The organism is Pseudidiomarina sp., from assembly GCF_033722695.1.
Classification (GTDB): domain Bacteria; phylum Pseudomonadota; class Gammaproteobacteria; order Enterobacterales; family Alteromonadaceae; genus Pseudidiomarina.
In genome coordinates, this window is the sequence record NZ_JAWVYM010000003.1 from 88,058 (window position 1) to 103,960 (window position 15,903).

16 protein-coding genes are annotated in these 15,903 nt (G+C 54.5%); 14 read left to right on the top strand and 2 right to left on the bottom strand.

Features of this window, described 5'->3' with window-relative positions:
• Positions 1 to 71: 71 nt before the first annotated feature.
• The 8 genes from R3196_RS02325 (at position 72) to R3196_RS02360 (ending at position 9,020) form a co-directional block, all read left to right on the top strand.
• The gene (locus tag R3196_RS02325) at positions 72 to 968 is read left to right on the top strand and encodes a LysR family transcriptional regulator (protein ID WP_318935029.1); all 897 of its coding nucleotides are present in this window, start codon (positions 72 to 74) and stop codon (positions 966 to 968) included.
• Positions 969 to 1,064: 96 nt separating this feature from the next.
• Entirely contained in the window at positions 1,065 to 3,653 is a 2,589-nt protein-coding gene (acnB, locus tag R3196_RS02330) for a bifunctional aconitate hydratase 2/2-methylisocitrate dehydratase (protein ID WP_318935030.1), read from the top strand.
• 219 nt (positions 3,654 to 3,872) lie between these two features.
• Positions 3,873 to 4,445: a hypothetical protein gene (locus tag R3196_RS02335; protein ID WP_318935031.1), complete on the top strand. Its 573-nt coding sequence runs from the start codon at positions 3,873 to 3,875 to the stop codon at positions 4,443 to 4,445.
• 18 nt (positions 4,446 to 4,463) lie between these two features.
• On the top strand, positions 4,464 to 5,096 hold the full coding sequence (locus tag R3196_RS02340) for a hypothetical protein (RefSeq protein ID WP_318935032.1): 633 nt from the start codon (positions 4,464 to 4,466) through the stop codon (positions 5,094 to 5,096).
• Complete coding sequence (locus R3196_RS02345) at positions 5,053 to 6,285, top strand: hypothetical protein (RefSeq protein ID WP_318935033.1); 1,233 nt, start codon at positions 5,053 to 5,055, stop codon at positions 6,283 to 6,285. Before R3196_RS02340 ends, R3196_RS02345 begins: the two co-directional genes overlap by 44 nt.
• Positions 6,286 to 6,312: 27 nt before the next feature.
• Positions 6,313 to 6,786, top strand: coding sequence for a hypothetical protein (locus R3196_RS02350; protein ID WP_318935034.1), 474 nt, complete (start codon positions 6,313 to 6,315; stop codon positions 6,784 to 6,786).
• Between the two features lie 2 nt (positions 6,787 to 6,788).
• Complete coding sequence (locus R3196_RS02355) at positions 6,789 to 7,673, top strand: hypothetical protein (RefSeq protein ID WP_318935035.1); 885 nt, start codon at positions 6,789 to 6,791, stop codon at positions 7,671 to 7,673.
• 3 nt (positions 7,674 to 7,676) lie between these two features.
• A complete protein-coding gene (locus R3196_RS02360) occupies positions 7,677 to 9,020 on the top strand; it encodes a S41 family peptidase (RefSeq protein ID WP_318935036.1) in 1,344 nt (447 codons plus the stop codon).
• On the opposite strand, the gene R3196_RS02365 is transcribed toward R3196_RS02360, so the two are convergent.
• Entirely contained in the window at positions 9,017 to 10,807 is a 1,791-nt protein-coding gene (locus R3196_RS02365; RefSeq protein ID WP_318935037.1) for a DUF885 domain-containing protein, read from the bottom strand. The genes R3196_RS02360 and R3196_RS02365 overlap by 4 nt on opposite strands.
• A 107-nt stretch (positions 10,808 to 10,914) precedes the next feature.
• On the opposite strand from R3196_RS02365, the gene R3196_RS02370 reads away from it, so the two are divergent.
• The gene (locus R3196_RS02370; RefSeq protein WP_318935038.1) at positions 10,915 to 11,835 is read left to right on the top strand and encodes a Dyp-type peroxidase; all 921 of its coding nucleotides are present in this window, start codon (positions 10,915 to 10,917) and stop codon (positions 11,833 to 11,835) included.
• A gap of 9 nt (positions 11,836 to 11,844) precedes the next feature.
• On the opposite strand, the gene argR is transcribed toward R3196_RS02370, so the two are convergent.
• Positions 11,845 to 12,312, bottom strand: coding sequence for a transcriptional regulator ArgR (argR, locus tag R3196_RS02375; RefSeq protein ID WP_318935039.1), 468 nt, complete (start codon positions 12,310 to 12,312; stop codon positions 11,845 to 11,847).
• 160 nt (positions 12,313 to 12,472) lie between these two features.
• Between argR and mdh the strand changes: the two genes are divergently transcribed.
• The 5 genes from mdh to rpmA all read left to right on the top strand — a co-directional run bounded on the left by mdh (position 12,473) and on the right by rpmA (position 15,830).
• On the top strand, positions 12,473 to 13,408 hold the full coding sequence (gene mdh / locus R3196_RS02380) for a malate dehydrogenase (protein WP_318935040.1): 936 nt from the start codon (positions 12,473 to 12,475) through the stop codon (positions 13,406 to 13,408).
• 99 nt (positions 13,409 to 13,507) lie between these two features.
• Positions 13,508 to 14,101 carry a rhombosortase gene (rrtA, locus tag R3196_RS02385; RefSeq protein WP_318935041.1) on the top strand — a complete coding sequence of 198 codons (594 nt, stop codon included), beginning with the start codon at positions 13,508 to 13,510 and terminating at the stop codon, positions 14,099 to 14,101.
• 78 nt (positions 14,102 to 14,179) lie between these two features.
• Complete coding sequence (ispB, locus tag R3196_RS02390) at positions 14,180 to 15,151, top strand: octaprenyl diphosphate synthase (protein WP_318935042.1); 972 nt, start codon at positions 14,180 to 14,182, stop codon at positions 15,149 to 15,151.
• Between the two features lie 91 nt (positions 15,152 to 15,242).
• Positions 15,243 to 15,554 (top strand): 50S ribosomal protein L21, encoded by a 312-nt coding sequence (gene rplU / locus R3196_RS02395; RefSeq protein WP_318935043.1) that lies wholly within the window; start codon positions 15,243 to 15,245, stop codon positions 15,552 to 15,554.
• 18 nt (positions 15,555 to 15,572) lie between these two features.
• Positions 15,573 to 15,830: a 50S ribosomal protein L27 gene (rpmA, locus tag R3196_RS02400; protein ID WP_318935044.1), complete on the top strand. Its 258-nt coding sequence runs from the start codon at positions 15,573 to 15,575 to the stop codon at positions 15,828 to 15,830.
• The last annotated feature ends 73 nt before the right edge of the window (positions 15,831 to 15,903 follow it).

Here is a 15,903-nt window from a genome sequence, read left to right on the forward strand (position 1 = left end):
GCTGGCTATTCTAGGCTATAAAGATGTAAAGTAATATTTAATTTATATTATCCACATATTAAGAAAAACTTATGAAAATTCAGCAGCTACAAATGCTCGATGCGCTGGCCGATACCGGCTCGCTGCAAGGGGCCGCCAGCAAGCTTCACCGTACTCAGGCAGCGGTCAGTATGGCGCTGAAAAAGCTGGAAGAGGAGGCTGGTTTTCCGATATTTGATCGCGATACCTACCGGCTGGGTCTCACAACCCGCGGCGAGCAGTTCCTGCGCCAGGCGCGCGAGGTCCTGCGGCAGCAGCAACGGCTGCAGTCGCTGACGCTGCAGTTACAGAGCGGCGCCGAACCTCAGCTCCGGATCGCATACGACCATACCTGTTCGCCATCCTTGTTGTTCGCGGCGATGCGGCAGGTGCAGCAAAGCTACCCGGCCACCGAACTGCTACTCAGCGGTGAATCACAGTTGAAGTCGTTACGCAGTGTCAGCAATGGACACGCTGATCTGGCCCTGTGCCCCTGGCTGCCAATTTTTCGGCAGTACGGTGATTTTGAAACGCGGCTGGTCAGGCCCTTTGAGTTACTGGTGGTCATCGCGCCCGAGCTGGTCGAGCGCTATGGCGGTATGCCAACCCAGCGCCATGAGTTACTGGATCTGCCCATGTTGATTCCGCAGGATCAGGATATCGGCATCAATCTGGACCGGATGATTCGTATGCCCGGCCAGCAGCGCATCCGGGTTAATGACTCCATCACCCAGCGTGAACTGTTGCTGGCAGGCATGGGGTGGGGCATCTGCCCCGGCGACCTGGTTAATGACGCGATTGCGCGGGGCGCCTTGCGCCAGATCGAGATCCCGGGGTTTATCAACGAAGTGCATCTGGAGGTGCATCTGGTGCGTTCGGCCGATCGGATCGCCGGGCCGGCGGGACAACTGATCTGGGGCGCTTTTGCCCATTCACCGGATTTATCATAAACATTAGCAGTTTATGACCGCGAAGAATTCTATTCCGACCCTAAAACCCCTATAATTGCGCCAATTTTTAAACCGCAACAGCAAAAGGGGTCATCAGTGCTGCAAGAATATCGTAAGCATGTCGAAGAGCGGGCTGCCGAAGGCATTCCACCAAAGCCACTCACAGCAGAGCAAGTTGCTGATTTAGTTGAATTATTGAAGAACCCACCCGCAGGCGAAGAAGCCTTTCTGGTGGAATTGCTGGCCGAGCGCGTGCCGCCTGGTGTAGATGAAGCCGCGTATGTAAAAGCCGGTTTTCTGGATGCCATCGTTAAAGGCGAAAGCAGCTCACCGCTGATTTCGAAACAGGACGCCGTTAAATTGCTGGGCAATATGCACGGTGGTTACAACATCGTGACCTTGGTTGATCTGCTGGATCACCCGGAGCTGGCTGAGCTGGCCGCGCATGAACTGAAGCATACCCTGCTGATGTTCGACGCCTATCATGACGTTGAAGAGAAAATGCAGGCGGGCAACGCGCTCGCTAAAGAAGTGATTGAATCCTGGACCAACGCCGAGTGGTTCACCGGCCGCGACAAGCTGCCAGAGCAAATCACCGCCACCGTATTTAAGGTAACCGGCGAAACCAACACTGATGACCTGTCACCGGCACCTGATGCCTGGTCGCGTCCGGATATCCCCCTGCATGCCAAAGCCATGTACAAAATGCCACGCGAAGGCATCACCGATGCGGCCAAGCAAATCGAAGAGCTGAAGCAAAAAGGCCACCCGGTTGCTTTTGTTGGTGACGTAGTAGGTACCGGTTCATCGCGTAAGTCAGCGACTAACTCAGTGCTGTGGTTTATCGGCGAAGACATGCCGGGTACCCCGAACAAACGCGCTGGTGGCATCTGTATCGGCAGCAAAGTGGCACCAATTTTCTTCAACACCATGAAAGATGCCGGCGCGCTGGTATTTGAAGCCGACGTCGACCAGATGAACATGGGTGATGTGATCACCATTTATCCGTACCAGGGCAAAATCGAAAATCAGCAGGGCGATGTGCTGGCTGAGTATGATTATGCCTCACGGGTGATCCTGGATGAAGTACGCGCCGGCGGCCGGATCAACCTGATTATCGGCCGCGCGCTGACTGAAAAAGCGCGGGAAACCTTAGGCCTGGGGCCTTCTGATCTGTTCCTGAAGCCTGAGCAACCGGCTGACACCGGCAAGGGCTACACCCTGGCCCAGAAAATGGTCGGTAAAGCCTGTGGCGTTAACGGCGTCCGGCCCGGCACTTACTGTGAACCTAAAATGACCACGGTCGGCTCGCAGGACACCACCGGCCCGATGACCCGGGACGAACTGAAAGACCTGGCCTGTCTGGGCTTCACTGCCGATCTGACCATGCAGTCGTTCTGTCACACCGCGGCATACCCGAAGCCGGTCGATGTGGAAACCCAGCACACCCTACCGGACTTCATTATGAACCGTGGCGGCGTCAGCCTGCGTCCGGGCGACGGCATTATCCATAGCTGGCTGAACCGTATGCTGCTGCCTGATACCGTGGGTACCGGCGGCGATTCACATACCCGCTTCCCGCTGGGTATTTCGTTCCCGGCCGGTTCTGGTCTGGTTGCCTTTGCAGCAGCTACCGGCGTCATGCCGCTGGATATGCCGGAGTCGGTACTGGTGCGCTTTAAGGGTGAAATGCAGCCAGGCATTACCCTGCGTGATCTGGTGCATGCGATTCCTGCCTTTGCCATTAAAGAAGGTCTGCTGACTGTTGAGAAGCGTGGCAAAAAGAATGCCTTCTCGGGCCGCATCCTGGAAATCGAAGGCCTGGACCACCTGACCGTAGAGCAGGCATTTGAATTGTCGGATGCCTCAGCTGAGCGTTCTGCCGCTGGTTGTACCATTAATCTGTCAGAAGAATCAGTCGCGGAATACCTGCGCTCGAACATCACCATGCTGCGCTGGATGATCAACGAAGGCTACGGCGATGTCCGTACCCTTGAGCGTCGTGCCCGCAAAATGGAAGACTGGCTGGCTAATCCGTCGCTGATGCGCGCCGATGCCGATGCGGAATACGCTGAAGTGATCGAGATCGACCTGAGCGAAATCAAAGAGCCGATCGTCTGTTGCCCGAACGACCCGGATGATGCCAAATTCCTGAGCGAAGTGGCTGGCGATAAAGTGGATGAAGTTTTCATCGGTTCATGCATGACCAATATCGGTCACTTCCGCGCTGCCGGTAAGCTGCTGGAGAAGAACACCGAAGAGCTGAAAACCCGGCTGTGGATTGCGCCACCGACCAAGATGGACGAAGCCCAGTTGCGCGAAGAAGGCTATTACAGCATCTACGCCAACAATGGCGTGCGCACCGAAATGCCAGGCTGCTCGCTGTGTATGGGTAACCAGGCCCGGGTTGAGCCAGGCGCGACAGTACTGTCGACCTCAACGCGGAACTTCCCGAACCGCCTGGGTGATGGCGCCAATGTCTACCTGACTTCTGCCGAACTGGCAGCAGTCGGAGCGATTCTCGGTAAGCTGCCAACTCCGGCAGAATATCTGGAATATGCAGCGGACATTAATGCCATGGCGGGTGAGGTTTACAAATACCTGAATTTTGACCAGATGGATGCGTTCCTCGCCGCTGAAACTGAAGCGAAGAAAAATATCATCCCAACCTTAAACGTTGCCTGATAAGCGTTAAATAGCTTCAGTAAAAATAAAAATCCCGCTGCATCAGCCAGATACAGCGGGATTTTTTAAAAAGTAAAATTTTTTAAAAAATCCGCTTGCAAAATAAAGTGAGTTGAACAATTCTAACCTCATTGATCACCATATGATCAATTCAACATCATTCGTTATAACACCAACAGCCTGACAGGCCTTGTCTTTTGCTCAGTGGAGAGCGCCCCTATGAATACAATCAAACTACTCCTTATCGCTTCCGTTGCCGTACTGCTGACTGCTTGTGCCGCGATGGGGCCTCAAATTGCCCAGCCTTATCAATTAACTGCGCCAGCCCCGATTCAGGGTAATACCGGCCAGTATATGAGTCCCTATACGACTGACGGCGTGTTGGCCGAGTGGGTAAACAATGCCGTAAATGCTGAAATGGGCGGCGCAATCGGCGGTATGGCCGGTGCCTACGCTGGCCAGAAGCTGGCAGAAAATATTCCGTTCGTCGGCGGCTGGATTGGCCAGGAAGTTGGCAACGCAGTAGGCCGTGAAGTGGCGCTGGAAATGGCTGGTGGTGAAGAAGTGCTGCGCGGCACTTCAGATATCTCCTTTAACACCCTTGAAGAACTCTCAGTGTGGATGTACGTAACCCACTCGGCACACCCGCACTATGCTGATGCGCTGGAGTCCGCAATGAGTATCTACCCGGAACTGAAACAGGTCTATTACGTTGCCTTGCAGCAAGCCTCGGCCGGGGTGGCCGTTAGCGGTGCGGCAGCACCCCGCAGCAACAGCCTGATCGGTTACTAAGGAAGTAAGGAACTCACTATGAACAAGTTAATGATCCTGGTGGCAGCCGCGGCTGCCACTACTCTGGTGGGCTGTGCCGGCACTCGCATTGACAACACTGCAGGCCGTGCGACCGTCTATGAAGATGCCAGACAGCCGGGCAAAATTCAGGGCGTTGGCGTTGAATCACAGGACATCATGGCAGTCACCGATCAGATGATGCGGGATATGCTGAGTAACCCCATGCTGGTGGGACGCGAAATATCCCCTCGCGTGATTATTGACAGTGAATACTTCACCAACGAGAGCTCGTCGCGCATTAACAAGAACATGCTGACTGATCGGCTGCGGATTAACCTGAACCGCGCCGCCAATGGCCGGCTGGTATTTGTTGGTCGCGAGTACGCCAACATGGTCGAGAAAGAACGCGAACTGAAACGACGTGGCGTGGTTGACGGCGGAACTATCCGCACCACTGCAGCGACAGCAGGCGCGGACTTCCGGTTAGTTGGCCGTATTATGTCACTGGACAAGATGGACACGGGCAGTCAGGAACGCTCACGTTACCATCAGATCACTTTTGAGCTGATTGATCTTGAACTCGGCACCTACGTTTGGAGTGGTATTTATGAATTCCAGAAAACTGCCCAGGACGACGTGGTATATCGCTAGTGCGGTACTGGCGTTCGGTCTGGCTGGCTGTGGTGCCACAGGTCCTGCGCAGTACCAGCCGTTAGCATTAAATACCCAGGAACAGGATACGCTGGCCGGCAAGCCGGCGTACCTGCAGCCGTTATACCAGAAGCTATTCCAGGAAGGTCAGCGTAATGAAGTACTGAACCGGATGGAGATCGGTACTGCGGCTTTTTATCACGGCGACCTGGATGAAGCCCGCGAAAGTTTCGATGTGGCCCTCGCCCGCATTGAAACCGTGTACGCCAATAACGACTCTGCCACCGAGGCTCGCAGCCTGTGGCACGAAGAAGGCCGCAAGGATTTCAAAGGCGAACCCTATGAGCGCACCATGGCTTATTACTACCGGGGGCTCATCTATCTGATCGATGGCGAATACGATAATGCCCGGGCCAGCTTTATCAGTGGCCTGATGCAGGACGCCTTTGCTGAAGAGGAGCAGAACCGCTCGGACTTTGCCCTGATGATGTTACTGGCCGGCTGGTCAGCGCAAAAGATGGGTAGCACTGGCCTGGCGCAGGAAGCCTACGACGAACTGCGTGCGCTACGACCGGATTATCCGATCCCCGCGCCTGATGACAATGTTCTGATTATTGCTGAAACCGGCACCGCACCACGCAAGCTGGCTGATGGCATGGGACATTATCAGCTGGTCTTCCGCCCGGGTAAGCAATTTACGGAAAAGCAGGTCGTTATTCACACCGGCGCTGAGGTGGTCGCGGTACCACCGGTGGAGAATATTTACTGGCAGGCAACCTCCCGCGGTGGCCGGCCGGTCGATGCCATCGTTGAGGGCAAGGCTGCCTTTGCACAAAACACGGCTGACGTGGGCAAAGCTTTGGCGCAACTGGGTGTTGCAGCGAACGTTTACGCGCCATTGAGCAGTGGCAGTACCGGCCAGGTCGGTAATACCCTGGCGCTTATCGGTGTAGCCAGCATGGCGCTGTCGCAACAAGTTAAACCGCGGGCCGATACCCGTTACTGGTCACGCTTACCCGATGCGGTGCATGTGGTTAGTCAGCGCACCACCCCAGCTAATGCGGAGAGCTGGCGCGCGGCCTACCTGGATCTGCAAGGTAATACAGTCAACCATCCGTCAGGCGTGTTCCGGCATTATCAGGATCCGCAGGGCAATCATATTATCTGGCATAGTTCGCGGCCCCGCTAAGCAGGGTCGTCTGTTGAGGTTCTCTTTATGACTAAAAGTATAAAAACAAATATGTTGGCAGTAATGGCTCTGACCGCTGTGCTCAGCGGCTGTAACAGCACCCAGAACGGCTACGCCGGCAGCCATCCGGTGCAGCGTACCCAGACCAATGAAATGAATACCATTGTATTTATTGATCATGCGCTGAACCGCACTGATATTACCCGTACGCCATTTGGCGAGCGGGTTCGCGATACAGTAAAAGTAACTATTGATCGCAGTGGCATCCGTAATACCGAAACCGGTCAGCTTGAAGTCTGGACAACGCTTCGTAACCGTACCGACTATGATTTACAGGTGGAAGGCAAAGCGATGTTTTTTGACGCTGACCAGGCCCCATTAATGGATGAAAGTATGTGGCGGCGGGTTTATATTCCGGCAAACGGCACTGCAGTCTACCGCGAAACATCGCTCAATAACCGTGCCCAGTATTTTCTGGTGGAGCTTAGAGAGGGTCGTTAATTATGAAACGGCAATCAAAATTTAACAGCTTAATTGCTGGTATCGCGGCGGCCGTCAGCGTCGCTGCACTGGCACAGGATTCACCAGCAGGCAAAATGCTGTCGGATCCTTATTTTGATAAACAACGGGCCGCTGAAGTGAAGCATATAACTATGCTGCGCATCGACGAAGCGACTTTTCGTAAGGCTTATGACGAGGCGGGCAAACCCAAGCTGATCATGCTGGTTGGCGAGCCTTTCTCCGACATGGTGTCCGACTGGCACATGCACCGACGGCTGAATATTAACGCCACGGCCACGGGAACAGAGGGTACTTTTGTACCTGAGTCGCAGAGTGTTCAGGTTGGTGTGGAGAACCGCGTTTACGGGGTTCCGCGGCGCTCACCGCTGTTAACTCCCGAGCAGTGGGATGAGTACCAGCGCGGTTATCAGAGTACGCTTCTGCAATACGGTGTGCGGCTGGTTAATCGGGCGGTAGCGCTACGGTTGTTGGATTCTGAGATTCGTGAAACCAGTAATCGCAATCCACAGGATGATGGCCAGCGGCTGGAGATGGACATGCTGCGCAAGCATTCGAAGCTACTGATTGAAGTGTTGCCGTATCGGGAACAAAAATATCAGTTCGAGCCGATTGGCTATCAGGTGACTATGACGTCGCTCGAAGATGCCACCCTGCTGGCCGATGATCGGGTCGCTATTCCTGAAGCCTACAAAGAATATCGGGCAGGAGCCTCGGGCTACAGCGAGCAGCGACCGCAGAATTTCGCCGGCGTAGAGGCTGGCGCTAACGGCTATGACATTATCGAAAATCCATTGGAAATCTGGGCCGGGCAAGGCAAGTTAGCGGCTGAAGCGACCTTGCAATTGCTTTACGACAGATACCTCTAAGCAGTGCGCAATCGCAGTAAGGCCGGTTTTATTGCCAGTTTTATCGCGGGTATTCTGGCCGGCTTAGCAGGCATACTGATGGTGGGTTGCACCAGCGCGGGCAATCCGCCATCTGTCACTCTTATCGACGGTACATACTGGTCGCATCGCTATCAGGCCTATCTGCAGGTCGATGAGCAGATTGCAACCCGTTATCAGTGGACCCCCGCCAGCTGTATTAAGGCCGCTGCCGGCCTGTTACCCAAAGTTATGACCGCTGAGGCTGCTGCAGGGCAGCATGACTGGGTCTATGCTGATTATCAAAGTATCAGCCTGCAACGGCGCTCCGACGGCTTGCCGCTGGTTTTTATCCGCGAACCCTTTTTGCCCGGCAACTGTAAAGTCAGCCCGGTCGAAAGCGCGCAGCTGAACCTGGATACCCTGACTTATACCCTGGCGCAATTCGGCCAGCCGGTTCCATACACAGATTTGCTGCGCTGGCGCTACGAAGCTGAACGACTGGACACCGAATTAGCTGATTCGCCACTGGCCGAAAACCTCAGCTTGTTTCAGCTGTTAGCGACGGTGCTTGATGAAGGCGGCGACGAACACGCCTTTCTGCTGTCGCGGGCACTGGGAAATTATCATAGCGTAAGTACCTTTGCGGTCGGCGAAGCACAGCGTGCCTGGGCGCGCCGCGACCTGATGAGCGAGCTCAGGGCGAGCAGGCTGGCATCGTCCTGCGAGCAAAAACTATGGTGGGGATTACTAGAGGATAAGCGGTATTATCTTGGGATCCTGAACTTGCAGGAGCTATCTGACGAACCCAACTATAGCGCTGCGGATCACCGGTGTCTGGAGCAGGCACTCAGCGCGGTCGCGGCCGACCTGGAAAAAACCGGCCGGCTATTGGGGCAACCACCGGAGCTGTTGGTTGACCTGCGTTATAACGAGGGTGGTAGTGTGCTGCTGGCGAGCCAGTTGGCCGACAGCCTGAGCTGGCGCGACCAACCGCTGGCGATTATCGGAGAACACAAGGTAAAAGCGAGCCGGCGGGGGCCGGATCTCAGCAACTTATATCAGCATGGTACGGTGCTAATCACCGAAGTGACCGCCAGTGCGGCTGAGCACCTGGCCCAGGCTCTCAGGCTACGGGGCTTCAAACTGATGGGGCAGAACACCCGTGGAGCCTTCTCACCGATCACCGTGCGGACGCTGCCGAACGGCTGGATCGTGGGCTTATCCATGTACAGCGCCGATCAGGTCCGTGACGGCGCCAACAACCCCCTCCCCGAGAAGAGGGGGCTGACACCGGATGCTTCGTTGCCGCTCGAGGTACTTTTCCCAACGCGGCCGACCAAGCCTTAGTCCTGCTTCTCAACCAGCTGGCTGTCAATCCAGTTGCGTACCTGCACTTCCAGTACGTCCAGCGGGATGCTGCCATTGCGCAGCACCACGTGGTGAAAATCCCGCACATCAAAATCGGCACCTAAAGCGTCTTCCGCTTCGTTGCGCAGCCGCTTGATCAGGATTTCACCCAGTTTGTAGGACAACGCCTGGCCAGGCCAGGTGATATAACGGTCAATCTCGGTTCTGACGTTGTGCAGGCTCAGCGCGGTGTTACCGGCCATAAACGCCATCGCCTGCTCACGCGACCAACCCATAGCATGCATACCCGTATCCACGACCAGGCGCGCCGCCCGCCACATTTCAAAGCTCAGGCGACCGAAATTGCTGTATGGATCCTGATAAAGACCAGCTTCCAGCCCCAGCCACTCGGCATACAGGCCCCAGCCTTCACCAAAAGCTGAAATGTAGATCTGGCGACGGTAGTCGGGCATATCTTCCATTTCCCGAGCCAGAGCATTTTGCAGATGGTGGCCCGGCATAGCTTCATGCAGGGTCAGCGCTTCCATTTCATACAGCGGCCGGCGATCCAGCGCATAGGTGTTAACCCAATAGAAGCTGGCCCGATCATCACGGCCGGTTCCGGCATAGCGGCCGGTGGTATATTTTGGCGCAATCTCGGCCGGCACCGGCGCGATACCAAACGGCTGGCGCGGCAGCAGTTTGAACAGTTTCGGTAGTTCACCGTCCATCTGCTTGGCAATATAGGCCGCTTCTTTCAACAGCTCTTCAGCGGTTTCCGGATAGAACTGCGGGTCGGTGCGCAGGAACTCAACGAACGCACTGAAGTCACCATCAAAGCCGGTCATCTCAATCACCGTCATCATCTCATGACGAATACGCGCCACTTCCGCCAGACCAATCTCATGGATCTGCTCAGGAGTCAGATCCAGGGTGGTGAAATGGCGGATACGGTTCTGATAGTACTCCCGCCCATTGGGCAGGGCACTGGCACCCACGCTTTCGCGACAGTTCGGCAGATATTCAGTGACCATGAAATCAAAGTAATCCTGATAGGCGCTGATAACCGTTTCATCAATCAGTTTATAGGCTTGTAGCTGCAGTGCCTGCCAGCGCGCATCATCAATAAAGTGCGGCTTGACCAGAAAGGGCTGATAAAAAGTGCTCGCGGTCGGATCCTGGACAATAAAGGCGGCGATGCTGTCTTCAAAGCCCTGCATGGCAGCTTTAGGCTGGGTGTAGCCTTGCTCCAGGCCACGGCGCAACCAGTCGGTTTGCTGCTGCATATAGCGCGGTACCGTTGCTAACCGCTGCAGGTAGTCGTCATAGTGCTCGGGCTTGGCAAAAACGGTATTGCGCACCATAAAGGCCAGACCGCTGTGAAAGCCGCCTTCAGCATTAAGGGGCATCAAATGTTCGTTATAATCGTAGCTGTCGACGTTATCTTTGATCCGATAGGTCAGCATGCGCAGGTTAATGCGGTTCTGCTCACTCAGCTGGTCAGCGGCTATTGCCTGCAGCTCGGCCAGCCATTCACGTTGTTCAGCGACCCGGGCCTGCACGGCTGCAGGTGACATGTCGGGCAACTCATTACCCTGGCCGGTACGCTGCTCCTGGAGATTTTTCCAGATGCGGTCGGCCACGTCAGTAAAACGCTCATCGGCGGTTTGCTGTGCCACGCTTGACTGTGGTGCCTGTTCACCGGTGCCGGTGGCGGTGCAACCGCCCAGCAGGGTCACCAGTGCCGCGGCACTGAGGGTGGTTTTAAAGGATAAAGGTAAGCCCATAAAAACTCCGTATTTTTGTCGATTTATTCCGGGTAATTTTTGTTACACTGGTTTGGCATTGTATGCGACCCGGGCGGCAACGCAAGCAGCTTGATTAAGGACGGAGTATGGCACGAGCACAAGGTGGAATCTACGCAGAGCCCAATCTACATGGTCTGACCTTGCTATTAAATGTGATGACCGACGATGTTGACAGTGTGCGGCGCAAAATTGCCCGTATACCGACTATTATCGCGAATCTTGATGATCGCTTCTCAGAAGCCATGCTCAACGGCTATATCGCTATCGGCAGTGACTACTGGGATATTCTGTATCCCGACCGCCGCCCGCTGCAACTGGCCGGCTTTCCCGACTTGCGTGACGGCGATCGCCAGGCGCCGCGGCAGCCGGTAGACCTGATGCTAAACATTCGCTCTGATCGCTTCGATGTAAACTTTCAAAGCGCCCGTACCCTGTTGGAATGGCTGGGACACGACGTTGAATTGCTGGAACAGTTGCCGACCTTCCGCTTTATGGACGGCCGTGACCTTATGGGCTTTATTGATGCTCCGGATAATCCCCGTGGGCTGCGGCGGCGGCAGACAGCGCTGATAAAGAGCGATGACGACCCTTATTTTCAGGGCGGTAGTTATCTGTTTCTGCAAAAATTCAGGCATGACCTGCGGCGCTGGGAGCGCCTCAATACCGAAATTCAGGAACACGTATTCGGACGTCAGAAAATCAGCGGCGAGCGTATCAGTGAAGCGGTATTGAGCATGGTCACCCATACCCGGAAAGCGCGGCTGGCGAATAATGACGGTGAGCCACTGGCCATTCTGCGGCAGAATATGCCGTGGGGGAATTTGCGCGAGCAGGGGCTGCTGGGGATGTATTTCGCTGCTGATCCGACCCAGGTGATTTACTGGCTGAAGCAGCGTTATGTTGCTGATGAGCAGGGCGATTATGATCCCTTGCTGGACTATACCGAGGCGGTTAGCAACGCGGCTTACTTCGTACCCTCTGTGGATTTTCTGGAAGCCAACGCATAACAGCCAGCGCTAGGACACATTCTCGAACAGTTCTTTGACCTTCTGCAGCGTGTAATCAATTTCCGAAACTTTCAGCGGCGCAATAAAAATGGTGTCGTCCCCGGCGATGGTACCCAGTACCCCTTCTTTTTTTCCAACAGAATCCAGCAATCTGGCAATCAGCTGGGCGGCGCCCGGAGTCGTGCGGATAATGACCATCACATCATTATGCTGAATATCCAGTACCAGCTGTGTCAATGGCGCCCGGGTGGAGGGGATGCCCAGTTCGGCCGGCAGGCAGTAGACCATTTCCTGACGCGCATTGCGGGTGCGCACGGCACCATATTTACTGAGCAGACGCGAAACTTTGGACTGGCTGATATTGGTAAAACCCCTGGCTTTCAGTGCATCGACGATGTCGACCTGAGACCCGTAAGCTTCTTCATTGAGCAGTTCTTTAAAGGCGTCTATTAAGGTGCCGTTCTTATTGTCAGACATAGCTGTTCCTGTACAAAAATGGTCACACCGGAGGCATGTTGCCAGTGTACATGATTTGTTTTCCAGCGCCTAGCCACGGGGCTCTCGGTTGTAATTTGGGCCTAAGTGGAGTAAAGTTTTCGGCCTGCAATTTCCTCACATAAACTGGATGGAGTCTGAGATGAAAGTTACTGTTTTAGGTGCCGCTGGCGGTATCGGCCAAGCACTGTCACTGCTTTTAAAAACCCAATTACCTGCTGGCTCTGATTTGGCGCTGTATGATGTCGCGCCGGTAGTACCAGGTGTTGCTGTTGATCTCAGCCACATCCCGACTGCGGTCAGTGTGAAAGGCTACGGTAAAGATGACCTGGCGTCGGCCCTGGTTGGCGCTGACGTGGTCCTGATCCCTGCCGGGGTGCCGCGTAAGCCTGGCATGGACCGTTCGGATCTGTTCAATATCAACGCCGGTATTATCGCTGATCTGATTGCCGCTATTGCGGATAACTGCCCGGATGCATGCATCGGTGTTATCACCAACCCGGTGAACACCACAGTGCCAATCGCTGCTGAAGTACTTAAGAAAAAAGGCGTATATAACAAGCGCAAATTATTCGGCGTGACCACGCTGGATGTTATCCGCTCAGAGACCTTTATTGCGGAACTGCGCTCAATGGACCCGGCCAACGTGGACGTAAAAGTTATTGGCGGCCATAGCGGTACCACCATTCTGCCATTATTGTCTCAGGTAGAAGGCGTGACCTTCTCTGATGATGAAATCGAAAATCTGACGCACCGCATTCAGAATGCCGGTACCGAAGTTGTCGAAGCCAAAGCCGGCGGCGGGTCAGCGACTCTGTCTATGGGCCAGGCGGCGGCACGTTTCTGTCTGTCACTGGTACGGGGCCTGCAGGGCGACACCAGCGTGGTTGAATGTACCTACGTTGAAGGCGATGGCAGCGATGCGAAATTCTTTGCTCAGCCAGTGCGCCTGGGTCCAAACGGCGTGGAAGAAATTCTGTCTTACGGCAAACTCAGTGCCAAAGAAGAAAAAGCCAAAGCCGATATGCTTGACGGCCTGAAAAAAGACATTCAGACAGGCGTAGACTTTGTTAAATAACAATAACCTAAGCGTTAATTAAGGGTTGACCTGCTAAGCGCCGGGAGTGATGATAAGCATCACCCCCGGCGTTTTTTTATCAGGTGGAGTCTTCTACACATGTCTCTGGTTAGCAATCTCACCGGCAAATTCAGTCTGCCGCTGAACCGAGCAACCTTGTTACCAGCCATCACACTCAGCGTGCTGATGATCGGGCTCTTTTATCTTCTCCCCGGCTGGTTCGGGGCGTTATTTTATGAACGCGGGCAGGTCGCACAGGGGCAATGGTGGCGGTTGCTGACAGCGCAGCTGGTACACTTTGACCAACCCCATCTGTGGCTCAATGTGCTCGGCTTATGGCTCTGGTGGTTGCTGTTTATTGAATACCTGCCGCGCTGGCGCAGTTGGCTCTGGTTGCTTCCCATCATGCTGGTCAGCAGTCTTGGTCATATGCTCGGTGAGCCCGACGTCAATATTTACGCGGGTTTTTCCGGCACCCTGTATGGCTTATTTGCTTACGGTAGTATCCGGGACATTCTGGGGGGCCGCTACTCTGGCTGGCTGATCCTGGTGCCAATACTTGGCAAAAACATCTATGACCTGCTGTATCTGCCACCCACCAGTGATATCGCGGTGCCCGCGCATCTGGCCGGGATTACTGCCGGCGCTGTGATTGCTATGTTGTTGCATCGTGGGAATAACCTGGATGATTAAAGCTGCAGCGATCTGCTACCCTTTTACATGCGTTTTCCTGTACAATCGCAGGCTCCTGTCCACAGCCAGCAAGTCGTTATGAAGTTATCTGAAATCAATACGCTGATGGCAGACGATATGACCGGTGTAAACCAGTTGATCGCTGCCCAACTACAGTCTGATGTCGCGCTGATCAATCAACTTGGGCTTTATATCGTCAATAGTGGCGGCAAACGTTTGCGCCCCTTGCTGGCCGTTACCGCTGCGCGCGCGGCGGGCTACGCCGGTGAGGGTCATCGTACCTTAGCCACGGTTATCGAGTTCATCCATACCGCCACCCTGTTACATGACGACGTGGTGGATGCGTCCGAGTTGCGGCGGGGTCAGGAAACCGCCAACGCTGTATTTGGTAACGAAGCCAGCGTGCTGGTCGGCGACTTTTTGTATACCCGCGCGTTTCAGCTGATGGTGACCCTGGATTCAATGAAGGTGATGCGCATCCTTGCTGATGCCACCAACGTGATTTCAGAGGGAGAGGTGTTGCAGCTGATGAACTGTAACGACCCGGATACCAGCGAAAGCAGCTATTTTAATGTGATTTACGGCAAAACCGGTAAATTGTTTGAAGCAGCGACCCAGCTGGGGGCGGTGCTGGCGGACCAGCCGCAGGCAATGGAAGATGCGCTGGCTGCCTACGGGCGTCATCTGGGTACGGCGTTTCAGTTGGTCGATGATTTGCTGGATTATACTGCCGACAGCGAAACCATGGGTAAACAGGCCGGTGATGATCTGGCTGAAGGCAAGCCGACGCTGCCATTGTTATACGCCATGTGGAATGGCGATGACACCGAACAGCAATTGATTCGTACCGCAATTGAAGAGGGCGATGGCCGCGATAAACTGCAGACGATTCTGACGGCTATGCGGCGCACCGGCGCGCTCGATTATACCCGCGAGCGGGCACTGGCCGAAGCGCGGCTGGCGCAGGAGCAACTGCAAACACTGCCGGCGTCACAATACCGCGATGCACTCCATGCACTTGCCGATATCGCTGTCGACCGGATCGCGTGATCTTCCTCTTTACTCATGCGGTCGATTGGCCTATAATTCGCGCCCTGATTTAAATATTAAGCTGCCCTAGCGGGCAAATCGGAGAAAACCTATGTACGCAGTATTCCAAAGTGGCGGTAAGCAGCACCGTGTGTCTGAAGGCCAAATCGTCCGCCTGGAAAAGCTGGAGCAAGCCACTGGTGAAGTGGTTGAGTTCGACCAGGTATTAATGGTGTCGAACGGTGACGACGTGAAAATCGGCGCACCTTTTGTTTCTGGTGGCTCTGTTAAAGCGGAAGTTGTTAATCATGGTCGTGCCGACAAAGTGAACATTATCAAGTTCCGTCGTCGTAAGCACTCGATGAAGCAACAAGGTCATCGTCAGTGGTTCACCGAAGTGAAAATCACTGGTATTAACGGTTAATTGAAGGAGTAACGACACATGGCACACAAAAAAGCTGGTGGTTCAACTCGTAACGGTCGTGACTCAGAGAGTAAACGTCTGGGTGTAAAACGCTTTGGTGGCGAGTCTGTATTAGCAGGCAGCATCATCGTTCGTCAACGCGGAACACGTTTCCACGCTGGTGACAACGTTGGCCTGGGCCGTGACCACACGTTATTTGCCCTGACCGACGGTAAAGTTTCTTTTGCGGAAAAAGGTCCTAAAAACCGCAAATACGTTAGTATCGTTACTGAATAAAACTCAGTTTTCGCACTAACGAAGAACAAGAAACCCCGTCCGGCGTGACGGGGTTTTTTCATGTAAGCAGGTA

What these genes read in the sequence shown, in the direction of transcription:
- R3196_RS02335 (WP_318935031.1), top strand. Translation starts at nt 3,873, where the DNA reads ATGAATACAATCAAACTACTCCTTATCGCTTCCGTTGCCGTACTGCTG.
- R3196_RS02340 (WP_318935032.1), top strand. Translation starts at nt 4,464, where the DNA reads ATGAACAAGTTAATGATCCTGGTGGCAGCCGCGGCTGCCACTACTCTG.
- R3196_RS02365 (WP_318935037.1), bottom strand. Translation starts at nt 10,807, where the DNA reads ATGGGCTTACCTTTATCCTTTAAAACCACCCTCAGTGCCGCGGCACTG.
- R3196_RS02355 (WP_318935035.1), top strand. Translation starts at nt 6,789, where the DNA reads ATGAAACGGCAATCAAAATTTAACAGCTTAATTGCTGGTATCGCGGCG.
- R3196_RS02345 (WP_318935033.1), top strand. Translation starts at nt 5,053, where the DNA reads ATGAATTCCAGAAAACTGCCCAGGACGACGTGGTATATCGCTAGTGCG.
- ispB (WP_318935042.1), top strand. Translation starts at nt 14,180, where the DNA reads ATGAAGTTATCTGAAATCAATACGCTGATGGCAGACGATATGACCGGT.
- rpmA (WP_318935044.1), top strand. Translation starts at nt 15,573, where the DNA reads ATGGCACACAAAAAAGCTGGTGGTTCAACTCGTAACGGTCGTGACTCA.
- argR (WP_318935039.1), bottom strand. Translation starts at nt 12,312, where the DNA reads ATGTCTGACAATAAGAACGGCACCTTAATAGACGCCTTTAAAGAACTG.
- R3196_RS02325 (WP_318935029.1), top strand. Translation starts at nt 72, where the DNA reads ATGAAAATTCAGCAGCTACAAATGCTCGATGCGCTGGCCGATACCGGC.
- rplU (WP_318935043.1), top strand. Translation starts at nt 15,243, where the DNA reads ATGTACGCAGTATTCCAAAGTGGCGGTAAGCAGCACCGTGTGTCTGAA.
- rrtA (WP_318935041.1), top strand. Translation starts at nt 13,508, where the DNA reads ATGTCTCTGGTTAGCAATCTCACCGGCAAATTCAGTCTGCCGCTGAAC.
- R3196_RS02350 (WP_318935034.1), top strand. Translation starts at nt 6,313, where the DNA reads ATGACTAAAAGTATAAAAACAAATATGTTGGCAGTAATGGCTCTGACC.
- R3196_RS02370 (WP_318935038.1), top strand. Translation starts at nt 10,915, where the DNA reads ATGGCACGAGCACAAGGTGGAATCTACGCAGAGCCCAATCTACATGGT.
- mdh (WP_318935040.1), top strand. Translation starts at nt 12,473, where the DNA reads ATGAAAGTTACTGTTTTAGGTGCCGCTGGCGGTATCGGCCAAGCACTG.